Below are 12738 nucleotides of genomic sequence, written 5' to 3' on the forward strand. Positions count from 1 at the left end.
AGCCGTGCAGCCCAGGCGCACTTGCGCAACCCTTGCCGTGCCGATTGCGCTATTACCTGCACAGGCGCTGCATGCGCGCCCTCAGGCGGCGAGCAGCGACGGCGGGATTTGCGCGAACACTTCGAGCAGCGCCTTCACGGCGTGCTGCTCGTTTTTCAGCAGGCGCGCCTTCGGCGCGCCGATGACGAGCGCGAAGGCCTCGCCATGAATCAGAAAACCGCGCGCGAGGCCGGCCACGTCTTCGACGCTTTCGCCCGTCGAGCGATGCCAGCCGTCCAGCACGCCCTGCTCGATCTCGCGCTCGAACGTGGCGCGGTCGACGAACGAGCCGCCCGGCGCGACCGTCAACGGCTCGCAGCTATCGAGCAGCTTGCGCCGCGGCGCGGGCGCGAGCGCGCCGAGCAGCGCCTTGCCGGCCGCGCTCGTGACGGACATGAAGCCGCCCGGCTCGTCGCTGTAGCGGATCTTCTGGCGCGACTCCAGCACGTCCAGATAGACGACGCGGTTGCCCGCCAGCGTGGCCAGCGCCGCCGTCTCGCCGGTCGTGTCGCGCAGCGCGGCAAGCAGCGGCTGGAACATCAGCGTGAGCGGGTCCTCGCTGCAGATGTCGCGCGCGACATGCAAGAGGCGCTGCGTGGGGTAATAGCCGGCCTTCACGCCCGGTGCGTAGAGGTAGCCCTTGGCCACCATCGTCTGCAACAGCGCGTGGCAGCTCGACAGGGGAATCTCGGTTCGACGCGCAATCTCGCTGTAGATCATCGGTTGCCGGACTTCGGCAAAGAGGTTGATCACGTCGAAGACGCGCACTGCAGTTTTCACATCCATGAGAGCATTATCAGCATATCGATAATATTCTGACAACATGCTTACGGGTAAACACCTAAAACGCGCGTACAGCCGCCCAGACTGAGTCTGGAGCGAATTCGGGTTATCCCTTGGTTGACGGTATAAAGCGAGCGCTCCATAGTCCGCACCTCCCGACAGTTGTTCGGAAAATGAAAGCTTGTTCGTAAGGTGAACAGTACTGACCCCGCTTGCGACGCGCGCCGGATCGGCATGTTTCGCATCGGAAAAGCGGCTGGCCCGGCGTGTTTCGCATGAGAAACATCGGAAACATCGCGGCCGGCATCGATTTCTGGAGACGCAACTTGGCAGCTTCCTCTCTCGACACCCAGCATCGCCAGGCCCGCAAGGCCGGCATCGCCTCGTTCGTCGGCACGACGATCGAGTGGTATGACTTCTACGCGTACAGCACGGCGGCGGCGCTCGTGCTCGGCAAGCTGTTTTTCCCCACGAGCTCGCCCGTGGTCGGCACGCTCGCGGCGTTCGCGTCGTTCTGGGTGGGCTTTCTCGCGCGCCCGATCGGCGGCATCGTGTTCGGCCACCTTGGCGACAAGATGGGCCGCAAGAAAACGCTCATCATCACGCTCATGCTGATGGGCTTCTGCACCACGGCCATGGGGTTCTTGCCCACTTACGCCGAGGCGGGCGTGATCGCGCCGGTGCTACTCATCTTCCTGCGCCTGATGCAGGGCATTGCGATGGGCGGCGAGTGGGGCGGTGCGGTGGTGCTCTCGTCGGAGCATGCGCCCAAGGGCAAGGAGATCCTCTATTCGGCCTTCGCGCAACAGGGCTCGCCCGCCGGCAATCTGCTCTCGACCGTGGCGTTTCTTCTCGTCTCGATGCTGCCCGACCATCAGTTCATGACCTGGGGCTGGCGCGTGCCGTTCCTGATGTCGGCGCTGCTCGTGGTGGTGGGCCTGTTCATCCGCGCGAGCGTGGACGAGTCGCCGGCCATGAAGGAGCTGCAGGCGAAGAACAAGGTCGTGAAGCTGCCGATCGGCGAAGTGCTGCGCCATCACAAGGCGCTCGTGGCGATGGGCGTGGGCGCCTGCGTGATCGCGCTTTCGGCTACCTACTTCAAGACCACGTTCGCGCTGTCATGGGCCGTGACCTCGATCGGCTTCGACCGCACGCAATTCCTGAGCGTCATCACGTTCGCGATCGTCGTGCAGCTGATCGTGCAGCCATTCGGCGCCGTGCTGGCCACCAGGCTCGATCTCAAGAAGGCCATCATTTATATGCTCGCGCCCGAGATCGTGGCGCTGCCAATCATGTTCTGGATGATCAGCACGGGCTCGACCAAGCTTGCCATGTTCGGCATGGCGCTCGCCTCGATTCCGCATTCGCTCTATTACGCGGCCATGGCCGGCATGCTCGCGAAGGCCTTCCCGGCGCAGGTGCGCTATACGGGCATCTCGCTCGCGTACCAGATCTGCGGCATGGTGTTCGCGGGCACGACGCCGATTCTCGGCCAGTTCCTGTTGAGCGCCACGGGCAGCATTGTTTCGGTGGTGGCGCTGGGCATCGTGCACGTGATCATCACGATGGTGTGCGCGCTGATGCTGGTCTCGCGCATGCGTAGCGATGAGGTCATGCGCGAGCAGAGTGGGGTGGCGCAGCGGGTTTGAACGACGCGGTGAATGAAAGGGGGCGCGCCGATCGAAGGGGCGGGCCGGACAGCAATGAGGGGAGCGACAATTGCCGCTCCCCTCATTGCGTTTACCTGTCGACGTGTATTGGCACGATCGTTGTGTTACGCGTGCGTTGGCTCAGGTGGCGCAATGGTCAAATGCAAGCCCAGCGCGCGCACCACTTTCATGATCGTCGCGAATTCGGCGTTGCCGCCATCGGAGAGTGCACGATACAGGGCTTCACGTTTTACTCCTGAGTCGCGTGCAAGGGCGGACATGCCACGCGCCTTTGCAACGTTGCCAAGCGCCGCCTGTATCAGGCGAGGGTCGCCATCTTCGAACGCTTGCGCGAGGTAGTGACGAATCGTTTCCTCGTCCTTAAGGTATTTCGACCCGTCAAATTCCTTCAGTTCGCTGAGTTTCATTTCAATCCTCCAGTTCGCTGGCAAGCTTCCTGGCCAGCTTGATGTCCTTCTTCTGGGTCGATTTGTTGCCGCCACACAGCAGAACGATGATTACCTTGCCTCGCTGGACGAAGTAGGCGCGATACCCTTGCCCGACGTCGATTTTCATTTCGGATACGCCTTCTCCAACGGCTTTCCAGTTGCCGAGGTTTCCAAGACGCACGCGTTCGATTCGAATGTTGATGGCCGCACTAGCGACCGGATCGCGCAGCTCATCGAGCCATTCGTCGAATTGGGGCGTGCGCAGGACTTTGTACATGATCCAAATGTAACCCATAGGGGACAATCATGCAAGCACTGCAGAGTGCGCGCGCGCAAGTATCCAGGCACGGTTGAGCAGCTAATCAAGGCCTGATCAGCGCTAGCGAGGCCTCACCGCCGCGCCGCCTCCGCCTCCTGATAAAGCTCGCGCAGCGCCTGCCCGAACACGGTATCCACCTCGCGCTGCACGCCCGCGCGCGTGAACAGCGCGATGGGCGGCAGCGTCCAGTCGAAGGTGTAAGGCACGATCGCCACGCCGGCGATATGCACGAGCTCTTCGGCGATATCGGCGGGCACGATCGACACCGCGTTTTCGTTCGCCGCAATCATTTCGCCGATCAGGCGCGACGTATAGCTCTCCATGATGGGCACGGGCGGCGCCGATCCCGCATGCAGGAACATGTCGGAGATCTGCTCGCGGATCGGCGTGTTGGGCGCGCCCAGGATCCAGTCGAGCTCCGCGAGCTTCTGCCAGTTCGCCTTGCTGCGCCCGAGCCGCGCGGCAAGACGCCGGCTCGCGATCAAGCGCGGCGTCTGCTGATACAGCACATCGAACTTCAACTGCGCGACGTCGACGGTGGACGAGGCGCGTCCGATCACAAGGTCGAGCGTGTGGTCGCGCAGGCGCGGCAGCAGCGCGTCGCTCGTGCCTTCGTGGATCGTCATGGTCACGCGCTGCGGCAGGCGCGACTGCGCGAGCCGGATGGCCGCAGCCAGCGTGCGCCCTGAAATGAACGGAATCACGCCCACGTGCAGCCGCGTGGCGTGGCCGGCTTGCACCGCCTCGATGTCACGCGCGAGATGGTCGAGGTCGTGCAGCATGGCCTGCGCGCGGGCCAGCACGACGTTGCCGAGCGCCGTGGGCGTCATGCCGCGCGGCGAACGGTCGAACAGCGGTGCGCCGAACATGCTCTCCATCTCGGCCAGCGCATTGGTCACGGCGGGCTGGCTGGTGGCCATGTGCTCGGCCACCCGCGTGAGCGAGCCGTGCTGGCGGATCTGCAGGAGCAGCACCAGATGGCGCATTTTCAGGCGCGTGTTCAGGCGCCTCGTTACTTCGTCGGTACTGAATGACACGATCCGCAAGCCCCTCGGGGGGCATCAGGAAAACATAATGGCCCCATACTAAATCAAAATAGGGTCGTTATGACGGCTCTCTAGAATCGCTCTCACTCGAACCATTCGAACACCACCGGAGCGCCGCCAGCGCGCCCGGCATCCTATCTGGAGTGAGGAACATGAACAAGACCGAGCGTCAGGCCGCCCTCGAATATCACGAATTCCCCACGCCGGGCAAGATCTCGGTCACGGCCAGCAAGCCGCTCGTCACCCAGCGCGACCTCGCGCTCGCCTATACGCCGGGCGTGGCCGTGGCCTGCGAAGAGATCGTCACCGATCCGCAGAACTCGTTCCGCTACACGGCGCGCGGCAATCTGGTGGGCGTGATCACGAACGGCTCGGCCGTGCTCGGTCTCGGCAATATCGGCGCGCTGGCTTCCAAGCCGGTCATGGAAGGCAAGGCGGTGTTGTTCAAGAAGTTCGCGGGCATCGACGTGTTCGACATCGAAGTCACCGAAAGCGATCCCGACAAGCTCGTGGACATCATCGCGAGCCTCGAAGCCACGTTCGGCGGCATCAATCTGGAAGACATCAAGGCGCCCGACTGCTTCACGGTCGAGCGCAAGCTGCGCGAGCGCATGAAGATCCCGGTCTTCCACGACGACCAGCACGGCACCGCCATCACCGTTTCGGCCGCGTTCCTGAACGGCCTGAAAGTGGTGGGCAAGGATATTTCGAAGGTCAAGGTCGTGACCTCGGGCGCGGGCGCCGCGGCGCTCGCGTGTCTGGACCTGATGGTGGATCTGGGCCTGCCGCTCAAGAACATCTGGGTGACGGACCTCGATGGCGTGGTCTATCAGGGCCGCACGACGCTGATGGATCCGGACAAGGAACGCTTCGCGCAGGACACGTCGGCGCGCTCGCTGTCCGAAGTGATCGAAGGCGCCGATGTGTTCCTCGGTCTTTCGGCCGGCGGCGTCCTCAAGCCGGAAATGGTCAAGAAGATGGCGGACAAGCCGTTCATCCTCGCGCTTGCCAACCCCACGCCGGAAATCTTCCCCGAGGTCGCGCTCGAAGCGCGCCCGGACGCGGTGCTCGCCACGGGCCGTTCGGACTTCCCGAACCAGGTCAACAACGTCCTGTGCTTCCCGTACATCTTCCGCGGCGCACTCGACGTGGGCGCAACGACCATCACGCGCAACATGGAAATCGCGGCGGTGCACGCCATCGCGAAGCTCGCCGAAGAAGAGCTCAACGACTCGGTGGCGGCCGCCTATGGCGCCTACGATCTGCGCTTTGGCCCGAAGTATCTGATTCCGAAGCCGTTCGACTCGCGCCTGATCGTGCGTATCGCGCCGGCGGTGGCGAAGGCCGCCATGGAAGACGGCGTGGCGACGCGTCCGATCGACGACTTCGCCGCCTACACGAACGAGCTGCAGCAGTTCGTCTACCACTCGGGCGCGTTCATGAAGCCGATCTTCGCGGCGGCCCGCCAGTTCGTGCGTGACGGCGCGAAGGCGCGCATCGTGTTCGCGGAAGGCGAGGAAGAGCGCGTGCTGCGCGCGGTGCAGGTGATCGTCGACGAGAAGCTCGCGCGTCCGATCCTGATCGGCCGTCCCGAAGTGCTGCTGGCGCGCATCGAGAAGTTCGGCCTGCGCCTGAAGCTCGGCGAAGACGTCGAAGTCACGAATCCTGAGTATGACGAACGTTTCCACCAGTACTGGACCACGTATTGGGAACTGCGTTGCCGCGACGGCATCTCGAAGGAGATGGCGCGCGTGGAAATGCGCCGCCGCCTCACGCTGATCGGCGCGATGATGGTGCGCCTGGGCGACGCGGACGGCATGATCTGCGGCACGGTGGGCGCGTATCACAACCACCTGCGCTTCGTCGATGAAGTGATCGGCAAGCGCCCCGGCGCGAACACCTATGCGGCGATGAACATCCTGCTGCTCGACAAGCGCACGGTCGCCATCGTGGACACGCACGTGAACGACAACCCGAACGCCGAGCAGATCGCCGAGTTCACGCTCGCGGCGGCGCGCCAGATGGAATGGCTCAATCTCGCACCGAAGGTCGCGCTGCTCTCGCGCTCGAACTTCGGCTCGGGCAGCTCGGCCTCTGGCACGAAGATGCGCGAAGTGCTCAAGCTCGTCACGGAGCAGAACCCGGATCTCGAGATCGACGGCGAGATGCACGGCGACTGCGCGCTCGACGAAGCCCTGCGCCTGCGCATCCTCCCGCATTCGAAGCTCAAGGGCGCGGCGAACCTGCTGGTGTGCCCGAACGTGGACTCGGGGAACATTGCCTATAACCTGCTCAAGACCGGCGCGGGCAGCAACGTGGCGGTGGGGCCGTTCCTGCTCGGCGTGAATGCGCCGGTGAACGTGCTCACCTCGAGCTCGACGGTGCGACGCATCATCAACATGACGGCGTTGACGGTGCTGCAGGCCAATCGCGACTGATTGAGCCCGGCGCGCAAGAAGCTCGCGCGCGAACGATGAAGAAGGCGGCGGCCCGTGAGGGCGCCGCCTTTTTTGCATCGCCGATGCATGGGCGCACTGCAGCGATCAGCGTGAGCTCCGGCTGTGGATTGCACGAAGTGGGTGCCGCGATGTCTATACCTATATGGCGTGTTCGCCGGACAACCGCCTGACGCCAGGGGTTGCGCATGGCGAGCCATTCATCACCCGCAAAGGAGCGCTGCCATGAATTCGAACAAGGCACTTTGGGAGAAGGGCGATTTCACGCATATCGCCCGGACCATGAGGGAGAGCGGTGAAGCGCTCGTGAACCGGCTCGGCATCACCAAGGGGTTGCGCGTGCTCGATCTTGGCTGCGGCGACGGCACCACGGCCATCCCCGCGGCGGACCTGGGGGCCGAGGTTCTGGGCGTCGATATTTCGGGCCCGCTGGTGGCGGCGGGCAACAAGCGTGCAATGCAGCTGGGGCTCGCCAACTGCACGTTTCAGGAGGGCGATGCGTGCGACCTGCGCGAACTGGACGACGGCACGTTCGATCTCGTCGTCAGCATCTTTGGTGCGATGTTTGCCCCCAGACCATTCGACGTGGCGAAGGAGATGGTGCGCGTAGCGCGGCCCGGCGGCCGGATCGTCATGGGCAACTGGATTCCCAATGACCTGACATGCGTCGCGCAGCTTCTGAAGATCTGCTCGGCGTACCTGCCGCCGTCGCCCGATGGATTCGTCAGTCCAATGACGTGGGGCGTCGAGAGCAACGTGATCGAGCGATTCGTTGCAGCGGGGTGCAAGGCCGAGAATATGGCCTGTTCCCGAGAGACCTGGGTTTTCGACTATTCCGGCACACCGGAGCAGTACGTTTCTGAATTCCGAAAGTTCTATGCGCCGACGATCAATGCGTTTGAAGCGGCCGAGAGTGCGGGTCGATCCGCCGAGCTGCAAAAGGAACTGGAAGCGCTGTTCAACAGCGCGAATACCAGTTCGCGTGCGGGCAGAACGTCCATTTCCGCGACCTTTCTGCTCGTGACTGTCGCTCTTTGAGTTTGGCGCGCGTGTCTTCAAGCGTTTTCATTCGGTATACGAAATTATTTAGAGGCCCGGCAACGCCGGGTTCTTTTTATGGGTGATGACGTATTTATTGTGAATTTCGGTGCGTTCTTTTGTCTGATGAACGCGTGGCTAGCAACAGTGCTCTTGCTGCCCTTCAGTTTCGCGCGCGTATGCCGATAGCATTTGCGTGGCGCCCGGCGCGTCACGCAAGGCAACCGCAAGGAAATGAAGATGAAGTTGACCCTGAAGATTCCGCTCGCATTCGCGGCGGCACTCCTGTTGATGTTCGCGGGGGCGCTCTACGGAATCTATTCACTGAATCAGTCGCTGAACGTGTACGGCACGACAGTGCAAAACAGCGTCGCCAACGAGCGCGCGGTGACGGCGATGCTGGTCGCCTTCAAGGTGCAGGTGCAGGAGTGGAAGGACACGTTGCTGCGCGGCAAGGACCCGGCGCTGCTCGATAAGCACTGGTCCGCCTTCGAAGCGCGCGAGCGCGAAGTGGACGCGCTTGCCGCACAGCTAACAACGAGTCTGCCCGAAGGCGAAAGCCGCGACCTGGTCGAGCGCTTTGCCGCTGCCCATACGACGATGGGGCAAGGCTATCGTGCGGGGCTCGCGGCCTTCAAGGCGGCGGGCTTCGATCCCACTGCGGGCGATCATGCGGTGGCGGGCGTTGATCGCGCGCCGGCCGCGTTGCTCGACGAAGCCGCGCACCGGATCGCGGCGCAAAGCGCCCGCGTTTCGGCCGACGCGGCGAGCGAGGCGCGCCACGCGACGGCGATCAGCGCCGTGTTGATGGTGGCGGCCTTGATCGTCTCCATGACGGGCAGCTGGCTCTTCAGCCGCAGTGTGACGCGGCCGCTCGCGCGCGCGCTCGACTGCACGCGCGCGGTGGCGAAGGGCGATCTCGCCTTCGAGGTTCAGACCGGCGGCCGCGACGAAACCGCGATGCTGCTCGCCGCGCTCAAGAGCATGCAGCGCAGCCTCGCGGGCGTGGTGAGCAAGGTGCGCGGCCATGCGGAGGGCGTGGCCTCGGCGAGCGGTGAAATCGCGGCGGGCAATCACGGACTTTCGGCGCGCACGGAAGAGCAGGCCGCCTCGCTAGAAGAAACGGCGGCGAGCATGGAGCAGATCACCGCCACCGTGCGCCAGAACGCGCAGAACGCGAAACAGGCGGCGCTGCTGGCCGGCGATGCGGCGAGTACGGCCGCGCGCGGCAAGCAGTTGATGTCGGAGGTGGTTGGGACCATGCACGGGATTGCGTCGAGCTCGGGCCAGATCGTCGAGATCATCGCCGTGATCGACGGCATTGCGTTTCAGACCAACATTCTCGCGCTGAACGCCGCGGTCGAGGCCGCGCGCGCGGGCGAGGAAGGGCGCGGCTTCGCCGTGGTGGCCGCGGAAGTGCGCTCGCTCGCGCAGCGCAGCGGCGCGGCGGCCAAGGAGATCAAGGCGCTCATCGAGGCTTCGGCGCAGCGCATCGACGCGGGCTCGGCGCTCGTGAACGATGCGGGCAACGTGATCCGGGACATGGTGGGCGCGGTCGAGCGCGTGACGGCGATCGTCGGCGAGATCGCCACGGCCTCGCAGGAGCAGAGCACCGGCATCGAGCAGGTGAACATGGCGGTCACGCAAATGGACGAGGTCACGCAACATAATGCGGCGCTCGTTGAGGAGGCTTCCGCGGCTGCGCATGAGCTTGCCGAGCAGGCGGTTGAACTGCGCGAGGCGGTGGGGGTGTTCAGGCTCGCGTGAGGCGCGAGCCTGACGTGCTGAATACGACGGCGCGCTTAGGGAATCTTTGCGCGCAAGCGGTCGAGCAGAGAAGGAGGAACGTCGATAAGCCCCGAATCTCCACCGCCGTCAAACAATACGGCGTGGTCGTCGGGCATGAAGTCCGGTACTCCGCCGTCCATCGAATCGAACGTCGTTTCGGCAACAAGTTTGCCGGTGCGGGCTTCGTACAGTCTGCCGACAAAGAAGACGACGTTTCCGCTGACGCTAGTGATGCACGCCTGCGCACGGTATAGACCATTGTGCGATGTGGTGTCCATGCATTCGCCAGCCTTCGCGCGCCTTCGGGCTTCACAGCCGTAATCGATTAACACGAGGGCAATCGTAAATGAAAGGACGATGACACCGAAGCGTCGAAATTTTCTCATTTTTATAACCTGACCTTGATGGGCGGGGAAATCTTGACGATCTGGAAGTCGGAATACAGGATTATGTCGCCACCCGCATTGTGTGCGTCTTGCCAACGCCGGAAGTCGCTATTGTGTACGGGCCAGTAAGTGCGTCCATACGGGCCCTCAGGTTGAATGATGTATTTGCTCCAACTGCCAAAGTTGGCCCACTGAGAAACATAGCCCTCGGGTACCAGACAAATCCCATCTCGATTCCAATGACCCAAATATTGTGAGCCACTTTCTTTTTCGTCATCAAAAAATGAATAGGGGTTTTTGACGTATAGTGCAACGTGCGTTACCTCGGCTACTGTGCCGGCCCCGATAATCGACGGGCGAATATGAATTTTTGCAGCTGCTGCATACATGGCGAAGCCGCCCAGTGCTCCCGCCAGATCATCAGGTTTTCCATAGTTGAGCATGGCCCGAAAGAAAACCGATGCTTTTTCTAACGCCGACGTATCTATCTGAACGCGCTGGAACTGAAATTTCGTATGCAGTTCGTCCATGTTTCCATCCGTTTCGACCAGGGAGTCGATATGCTCTCTATCTTTGAATTTGCGTAATTTCTTCGCCAATAATGCACGAGCCGTATTCGTTGCCAGATAGAAATGGCTTTGCAGTACATCGAAGCGCACCTTTACTCGCGGATGAGACAATACCCAATCAAGACGAATGGTGCTCTGGTCAATTCGATGGGCCGGATATTGATGCAAGCCATCCTGACTAAGGCCATACATCTTCTCGAATGAGCTCATCGCCTGATTCTTGGGTGAACAATGGAACCATTTGTTCAGAAGCGCGGCCGACGTGTGCCAACCCATCTTCGCCATCGCACCGGGAATATCTGTGACTTCGAACCGGTCCTGCGCTGACAGGCGCCGTGCGGGTGCTGATACCTCGGGGCAAGGATTCTCACCTTCGACGTAGCATATATTTCCCGTACGTTTTCGCCATTCCCCGCCATCTGGAACATACACGGATAATTCTTGTGCGCTCATAATATTCCCTTCAAGAAAAAGGATAATACGAGCATATTCAGGGGTTCCAGGCCTTAATCATCGTCAAGGAAGCCGGTTTTCGAATTGACTGATTTGACTCGCACATTCCATTGAGAGGAGGCGAGGTGCTGCGGCAAAGGAAATCAAGGCGCTCATTGAGCCTTCGGCACTGCCCATCGATGCGGGCTCGGCGCTCGTGAACGATACGGGCAACGTGATCGGGAAATGGTGGACACGGTCGAGCGCGTGACTGCGCTCGTTGAGGAGGCCTCGCGGCGGCACATGCCACTGCGGAGCAGTCCGTCGAATTGCGGAAGCGGTGGGAGTGTTCAGGCTCGCGTGAGGCGCGAGCCGATCGAGTGCGATGTGAACTCGATCACAACGCGGGCCAGACCGCGGTGCGGGCTTAAGTCCAACTTGGACTCAAGCCCGAAGAGCGTTCAAGCCCGATAGGGCTTAATCCCGTAGCGGGCTTAATCCCAATGGCGACGCTTGCTGTGATGGTGGTAGCCGTGGTGATACTCGTCGGCATACGAATTCGAGCGCGAGATGTTGCCGCCGAGTGCCGCGCCTGCGCCGCCACCCAGTGCCGCGCCCACGAGGCCGCCGCTACGGCCGCCCATGGCGTTGCCCGCTGCCGTGCCCGCGCCGCCGCCCAGTGCGCCGCCGATGATGGCGCCCGTGCGTTCCCGACGGTTCGAGGTGACTGCGCCGCCTGCGCCGCCGCCCACTGCGCCGCCGATCACGGAGCCCGTGCGGCCGCCAACGGCGCCGCCAATCGCCGCGCCGGCTACGCCGCCGAGCGCGCCGCCCAGCGCATTGTTCATGTCGCCAGCCGTGGCGGGCAACGAAACCGCGGCGGCCAGTGCCGCAATCGCAACCATCGGGATGTATTTCTTCGACATGGAAAAACCCACTTGTTTTTTGAGACGGTGCTGAGTATAGCGGCCGGGATGAAAGGTCTCTGTAACGCGGGTGGGCCTGCGGGGTAAGAGGTGTAACAAAATGATCCCAAACGTTCGCAACGGCGCGACAGGCCGTTGCACGGATTGAAACAATCGTTGGGAGAGGGGCGCTCAGCCTTGGGCGTCGCTGTTTTTCCTCAGGCTCACCGGATCAGTGGTAGTCGTCTTCGCGCTGATGGCGGACGGCGATGATCGTCACATACGGGCTTGCCGCGCTGGCCAGCGGATCTTCGGCAGGCGGTGCACCGTCAATCTCGAACAGGGCGACATAGCCAGCGTCGCCGAACGAAATAACCAGTTCCCGCAGGAATGGGTTGGAGTCGTCTGCCTTGCGGCACGTGAAGGGGAAATACTGCAGCAGGTCCGTGGCCTTGCGGATGGCCTCGAGTGCGCGTGCTGCCGCCGTGTCGTCGCGTTCGAGCAAGAACGCGTAGAGCCTTTTGAGATCGTCGCGTGCGCCGCGCGTGTAGCGAACGCGAAAATTCATCGGGCCTTCCGTGCGGCGTCGAGCATGTTCTCCAGCTCGGCGTGCACGTCGTCAGCATCGAAGTATTCGTTATCGCGGTGCGCCTGGTCCCGCGAAGCGAGTCCCCGCGCAACGAACTCGCGCTGCAGGCGCCTGCGCGCGATGCCTTCGCGTAGCGCCGCCTCCATGAACATGGATAGCGACTCGTTTTCGTGAAGCACGTCTTCGGCGGCCTGCCGCAATTCGGGGTCGACGCGCAGCGGCGGCATGGTTGCAGTTTTCACTGGCTACTCCTTGCATCGCAAATGTAATGCAATGATAGCACTCAGGCC

At 62.5% G+C, this 12738-nt stretch carries 13 protein-coding genes; 4 read left to right on the forward strand and 9 right to left on the reverse strand.

What is annotated here, in order from left to right; all coding sequences use genetic code 11:
- Positions 1-81: 81 nt before the first annotated feature.
- Entirely contained in the window at positions 82-825 is a 744-nt protein-coding gene (locus tag E1956_RS16815) for an IclR family transcriptional regulator (protein WP_134751169.1), read from the reverse strand.
- Between the two features lie 323 nt (positions 826-1148).
- Between E1956_RS16815 and E1956_RS16820 the strand changes: the two genes are divergently transcribed.
- Positions 1149-2471: an MFS transporter gene (locus tag E1956_RS16820; RefSeq protein WP_134751171.1), complete on the forward strand. Its 1323-nt coding sequence runs from the start codon at positions 1149-1151 to the stop codon at positions 2469-2471.
- 125 nt (positions 2472-2596) lie between these two features.
- Here the strand turns inward: E1956_RS16820 and E1956_RS16825 are convergent, their stop codons facing one another.
- The 3 genes from E1956_RS16825 to E1956_RS16835 all read right to left on the reverse strand — a co-directional run bounded on the left by E1956_RS16825 (position 2597) and on the right by E1956_RS16835 (position 4225).
- On the reverse strand, positions 2597-2899 hold the full coding sequence (locus tag E1956_RS16825; RefSeq protein WP_134751173.1) for an addiction module antidote protein: 303 nt from the start codon (positions 2897-2899) through the stop codon (positions 2597-2599).
- A gap of 1 nt (position 2900) precedes the next feature.
- A complete protein-coding gene (locus E1956_RS16830; protein WP_134751175.1) occupies positions 2901-3197 on the reverse strand; it encodes a type II toxin-antitoxin system RelE/ParE family toxin in 297 nt (98 codons plus the stop codon).
- Positions 3198-3310: 113 nt separating this feature from the next.
- Complete coding sequence (locus E1956_RS16835) at positions 3311-4225, reverse strand: LysR family transcriptional regulator (protein WP_418789300.1); 915 nt, start codon at positions 4223-4225, stop codon at positions 3311-3313.
- Positions 4226-4437: 212 nt separating this feature from the next.
- Here E1956_RS16835 and E1956_RS16840 point away from each other — a divergent pair, with 212 nt between their 5' ends.
- From E1956_RS16840 to E1956_RS16850, 3 genes are all read left to right on the forward strand, one after another.
- Positions 4438-6723 (forward strand): NADP-dependent malic enzyme, encoded by a 2286-nt coding sequence (locus tag E1956_RS16840; protein ID WP_134751179.1) that lies wholly within the window; start codon positions 4438-4440, stop codon positions 6721-6723.
- 243 nt (positions 6724-6966) lie between these two features.
- Positions 6967-7779: a class I SAM-dependent methyltransferase gene (locus E1956_RS16845; protein WP_134751181.1), complete on the forward strand. Its 813-nt coding sequence runs from the start codon at positions 6967-6969 to the stop codon at positions 7777-7779.
- 240 nt (positions 7780-8019) lie between these two features.
- Positions 8020-9546, forward strand: a complete 1527-nt coding sequence (locus tag E1956_RS16850) for a methyl-accepting chemotaxis protein (protein ID WP_134751183.1) — start codon at positions 8020-8022, stop codon at positions 9544-9546.
- A 35-nt stretch (positions 9547-9581) separates the two neighbouring features.
- Here the strand turns inward: E1956_RS16850 and E1956_RS16855 are convergent, their stop codons facing one another.
- The 5 genes from E1956_RS16855 to E1956_RS16875 form a co-directional block, all read right to left on the reverse strand.
- Complete coding sequence (locus E1956_RS16855; protein WP_134751185.1) at positions 9582-9953, reverse strand: hypothetical protein; 372 nt, start codon at positions 9951-9953, stop codon at positions 9582-9584.
- A 2-nt stretch (positions 9954-9955) separates the two neighbouring features.
- Positions 9956-10975, reverse strand: coding sequence for a DUF6402 family protein (locus E1956_RS16860; RefSeq protein WP_134751187.1), 1020 nt, complete (start codon positions 10973-10975; stop codon positions 9956-9958).
- 473 nt (positions 10976-11448) lie between these two features.
- Positions 11449-11880: a hypothetical protein gene (locus E1956_RS16865; protein WP_134751189.1), complete on the reverse strand. Its 432-nt coding sequence runs from the start codon at positions 11878-11880 to the stop codon at positions 11449-11451.
- A gap of 211 nt (positions 11881-12091) precedes the next feature.
- Complete coding sequence (locus E1956_RS16870) at positions 12092-12427, reverse strand: type II toxin-antitoxin system RelE/ParE family toxin (RefSeq protein WP_134751191.1); 336 nt, start codon at positions 12425-12427, stop codon at positions 12092-12094.
- Positions 12424-12690 (reverse strand): YlcI/YnfO family protein, encoded by a 267-nt coding sequence (locus E1956_RS16875; protein ID WP_134751193.1) that lies wholly within the window; start codon positions 12688-12690, stop codon positions 12424-12426. Before E1956_RS16875 ends, E1956_RS16870 begins: the two co-directional genes overlap by 4 nt.
- Positions 12691-12738: the final 48 nt, after the last annotated feature.

Source organism: Paraburkholderia pallida, from assembly GCF_004524855.1.
GTDB classification, from domain to species: Bacteria; Pseudomonadota; Gammaproteobacteria; order Burkholderiales; family Burkholderiaceae; genus Paraburkholderia; species Paraburkholderia oxyphila.

What these genes read in the sequence shown, in the direction of transcription:
- E1956_RS16825 (WP_134751173.1), bottom strand. Translation starts at nt 2,899, where the DNA reads ATGAAACTCAGCGAACTGAAGGAATTTGACGGGTCGAAATACCTTAAG.
- E1956_RS16840 (WP_134751179.1), top strand. Translation starts at nt 4,438, where the DNA reads ATGAACAAGACCGAGCGTCAGGCCGCCCTCGAATATCACGAATTCCCC.
- E1956_RS16860 (WP_134751187.1), bottom strand. Translation starts at nt 10,975, where the DNA reads ATGAGCGCACAAGAATTATCCGTGTATGTTCCAGATGGCGGGGAATGG.
- E1956_RS16850 (WP_134751183.1), top strand. Translation starts at nt 8,020, where the DNA reads ATGAAGTTGACCCTGAAGATTCCGCTCGCATTCGCGGCGGCACTCCTG.
- E1956_RS16855 (WP_134751185.1), bottom strand. Translation starts at nt 9,953, where the DNA reads ATGAGAAAATTTCGACGCTTCGGTGTCATCGTCCTTTCATTTACGATT.
- E1956_RS16815 (WP_134751169.1), bottom strand. Translation starts at nt 825, where the DNA reads ATGGATGTGAAAACTGCAGTGCGCGTCTTCGACGTGATCAACCTCTTT.
- E1956_RS16845 (WP_134751181.1), top strand. Translation starts at nt 6,967, where the DNA reads ATGAATTCGAACAAGGCACTTTGGGAGAAGGGCGATTTCACGCATATC.
- E1956_RS16870 (WP_134751191.1), bottom strand. Translation starts at nt 12,427, where the DNA reads ATGAATTTTCGCGTTCGCTACACGCGCGGCGCACGCGACGATCTCAAA.
- E1956_RS16865 (WP_134751189.1), bottom strand. Translation starts at nt 11,880, where the DNA reads ATGTCGAAGAAATACATCCCGATGGTTGCGATTGCGGCACTGGCCGCC.
- E1956_RS16835 (WP_418789300.1), bottom strand. Translation starts at nt 4,225, where the DNA reads ATGCGCCATCTGGTGCTGCTCCTGCAGATCCGCCAGCACGGCTCGCTC.
- E1956_RS16830 (WP_134751175.1), bottom strand. Translation starts at nt 3,197, where the DNA reads ATGTACAAAGTCCTGCGCACGCCCCAATTCGACGAATGGCTCGATGAG.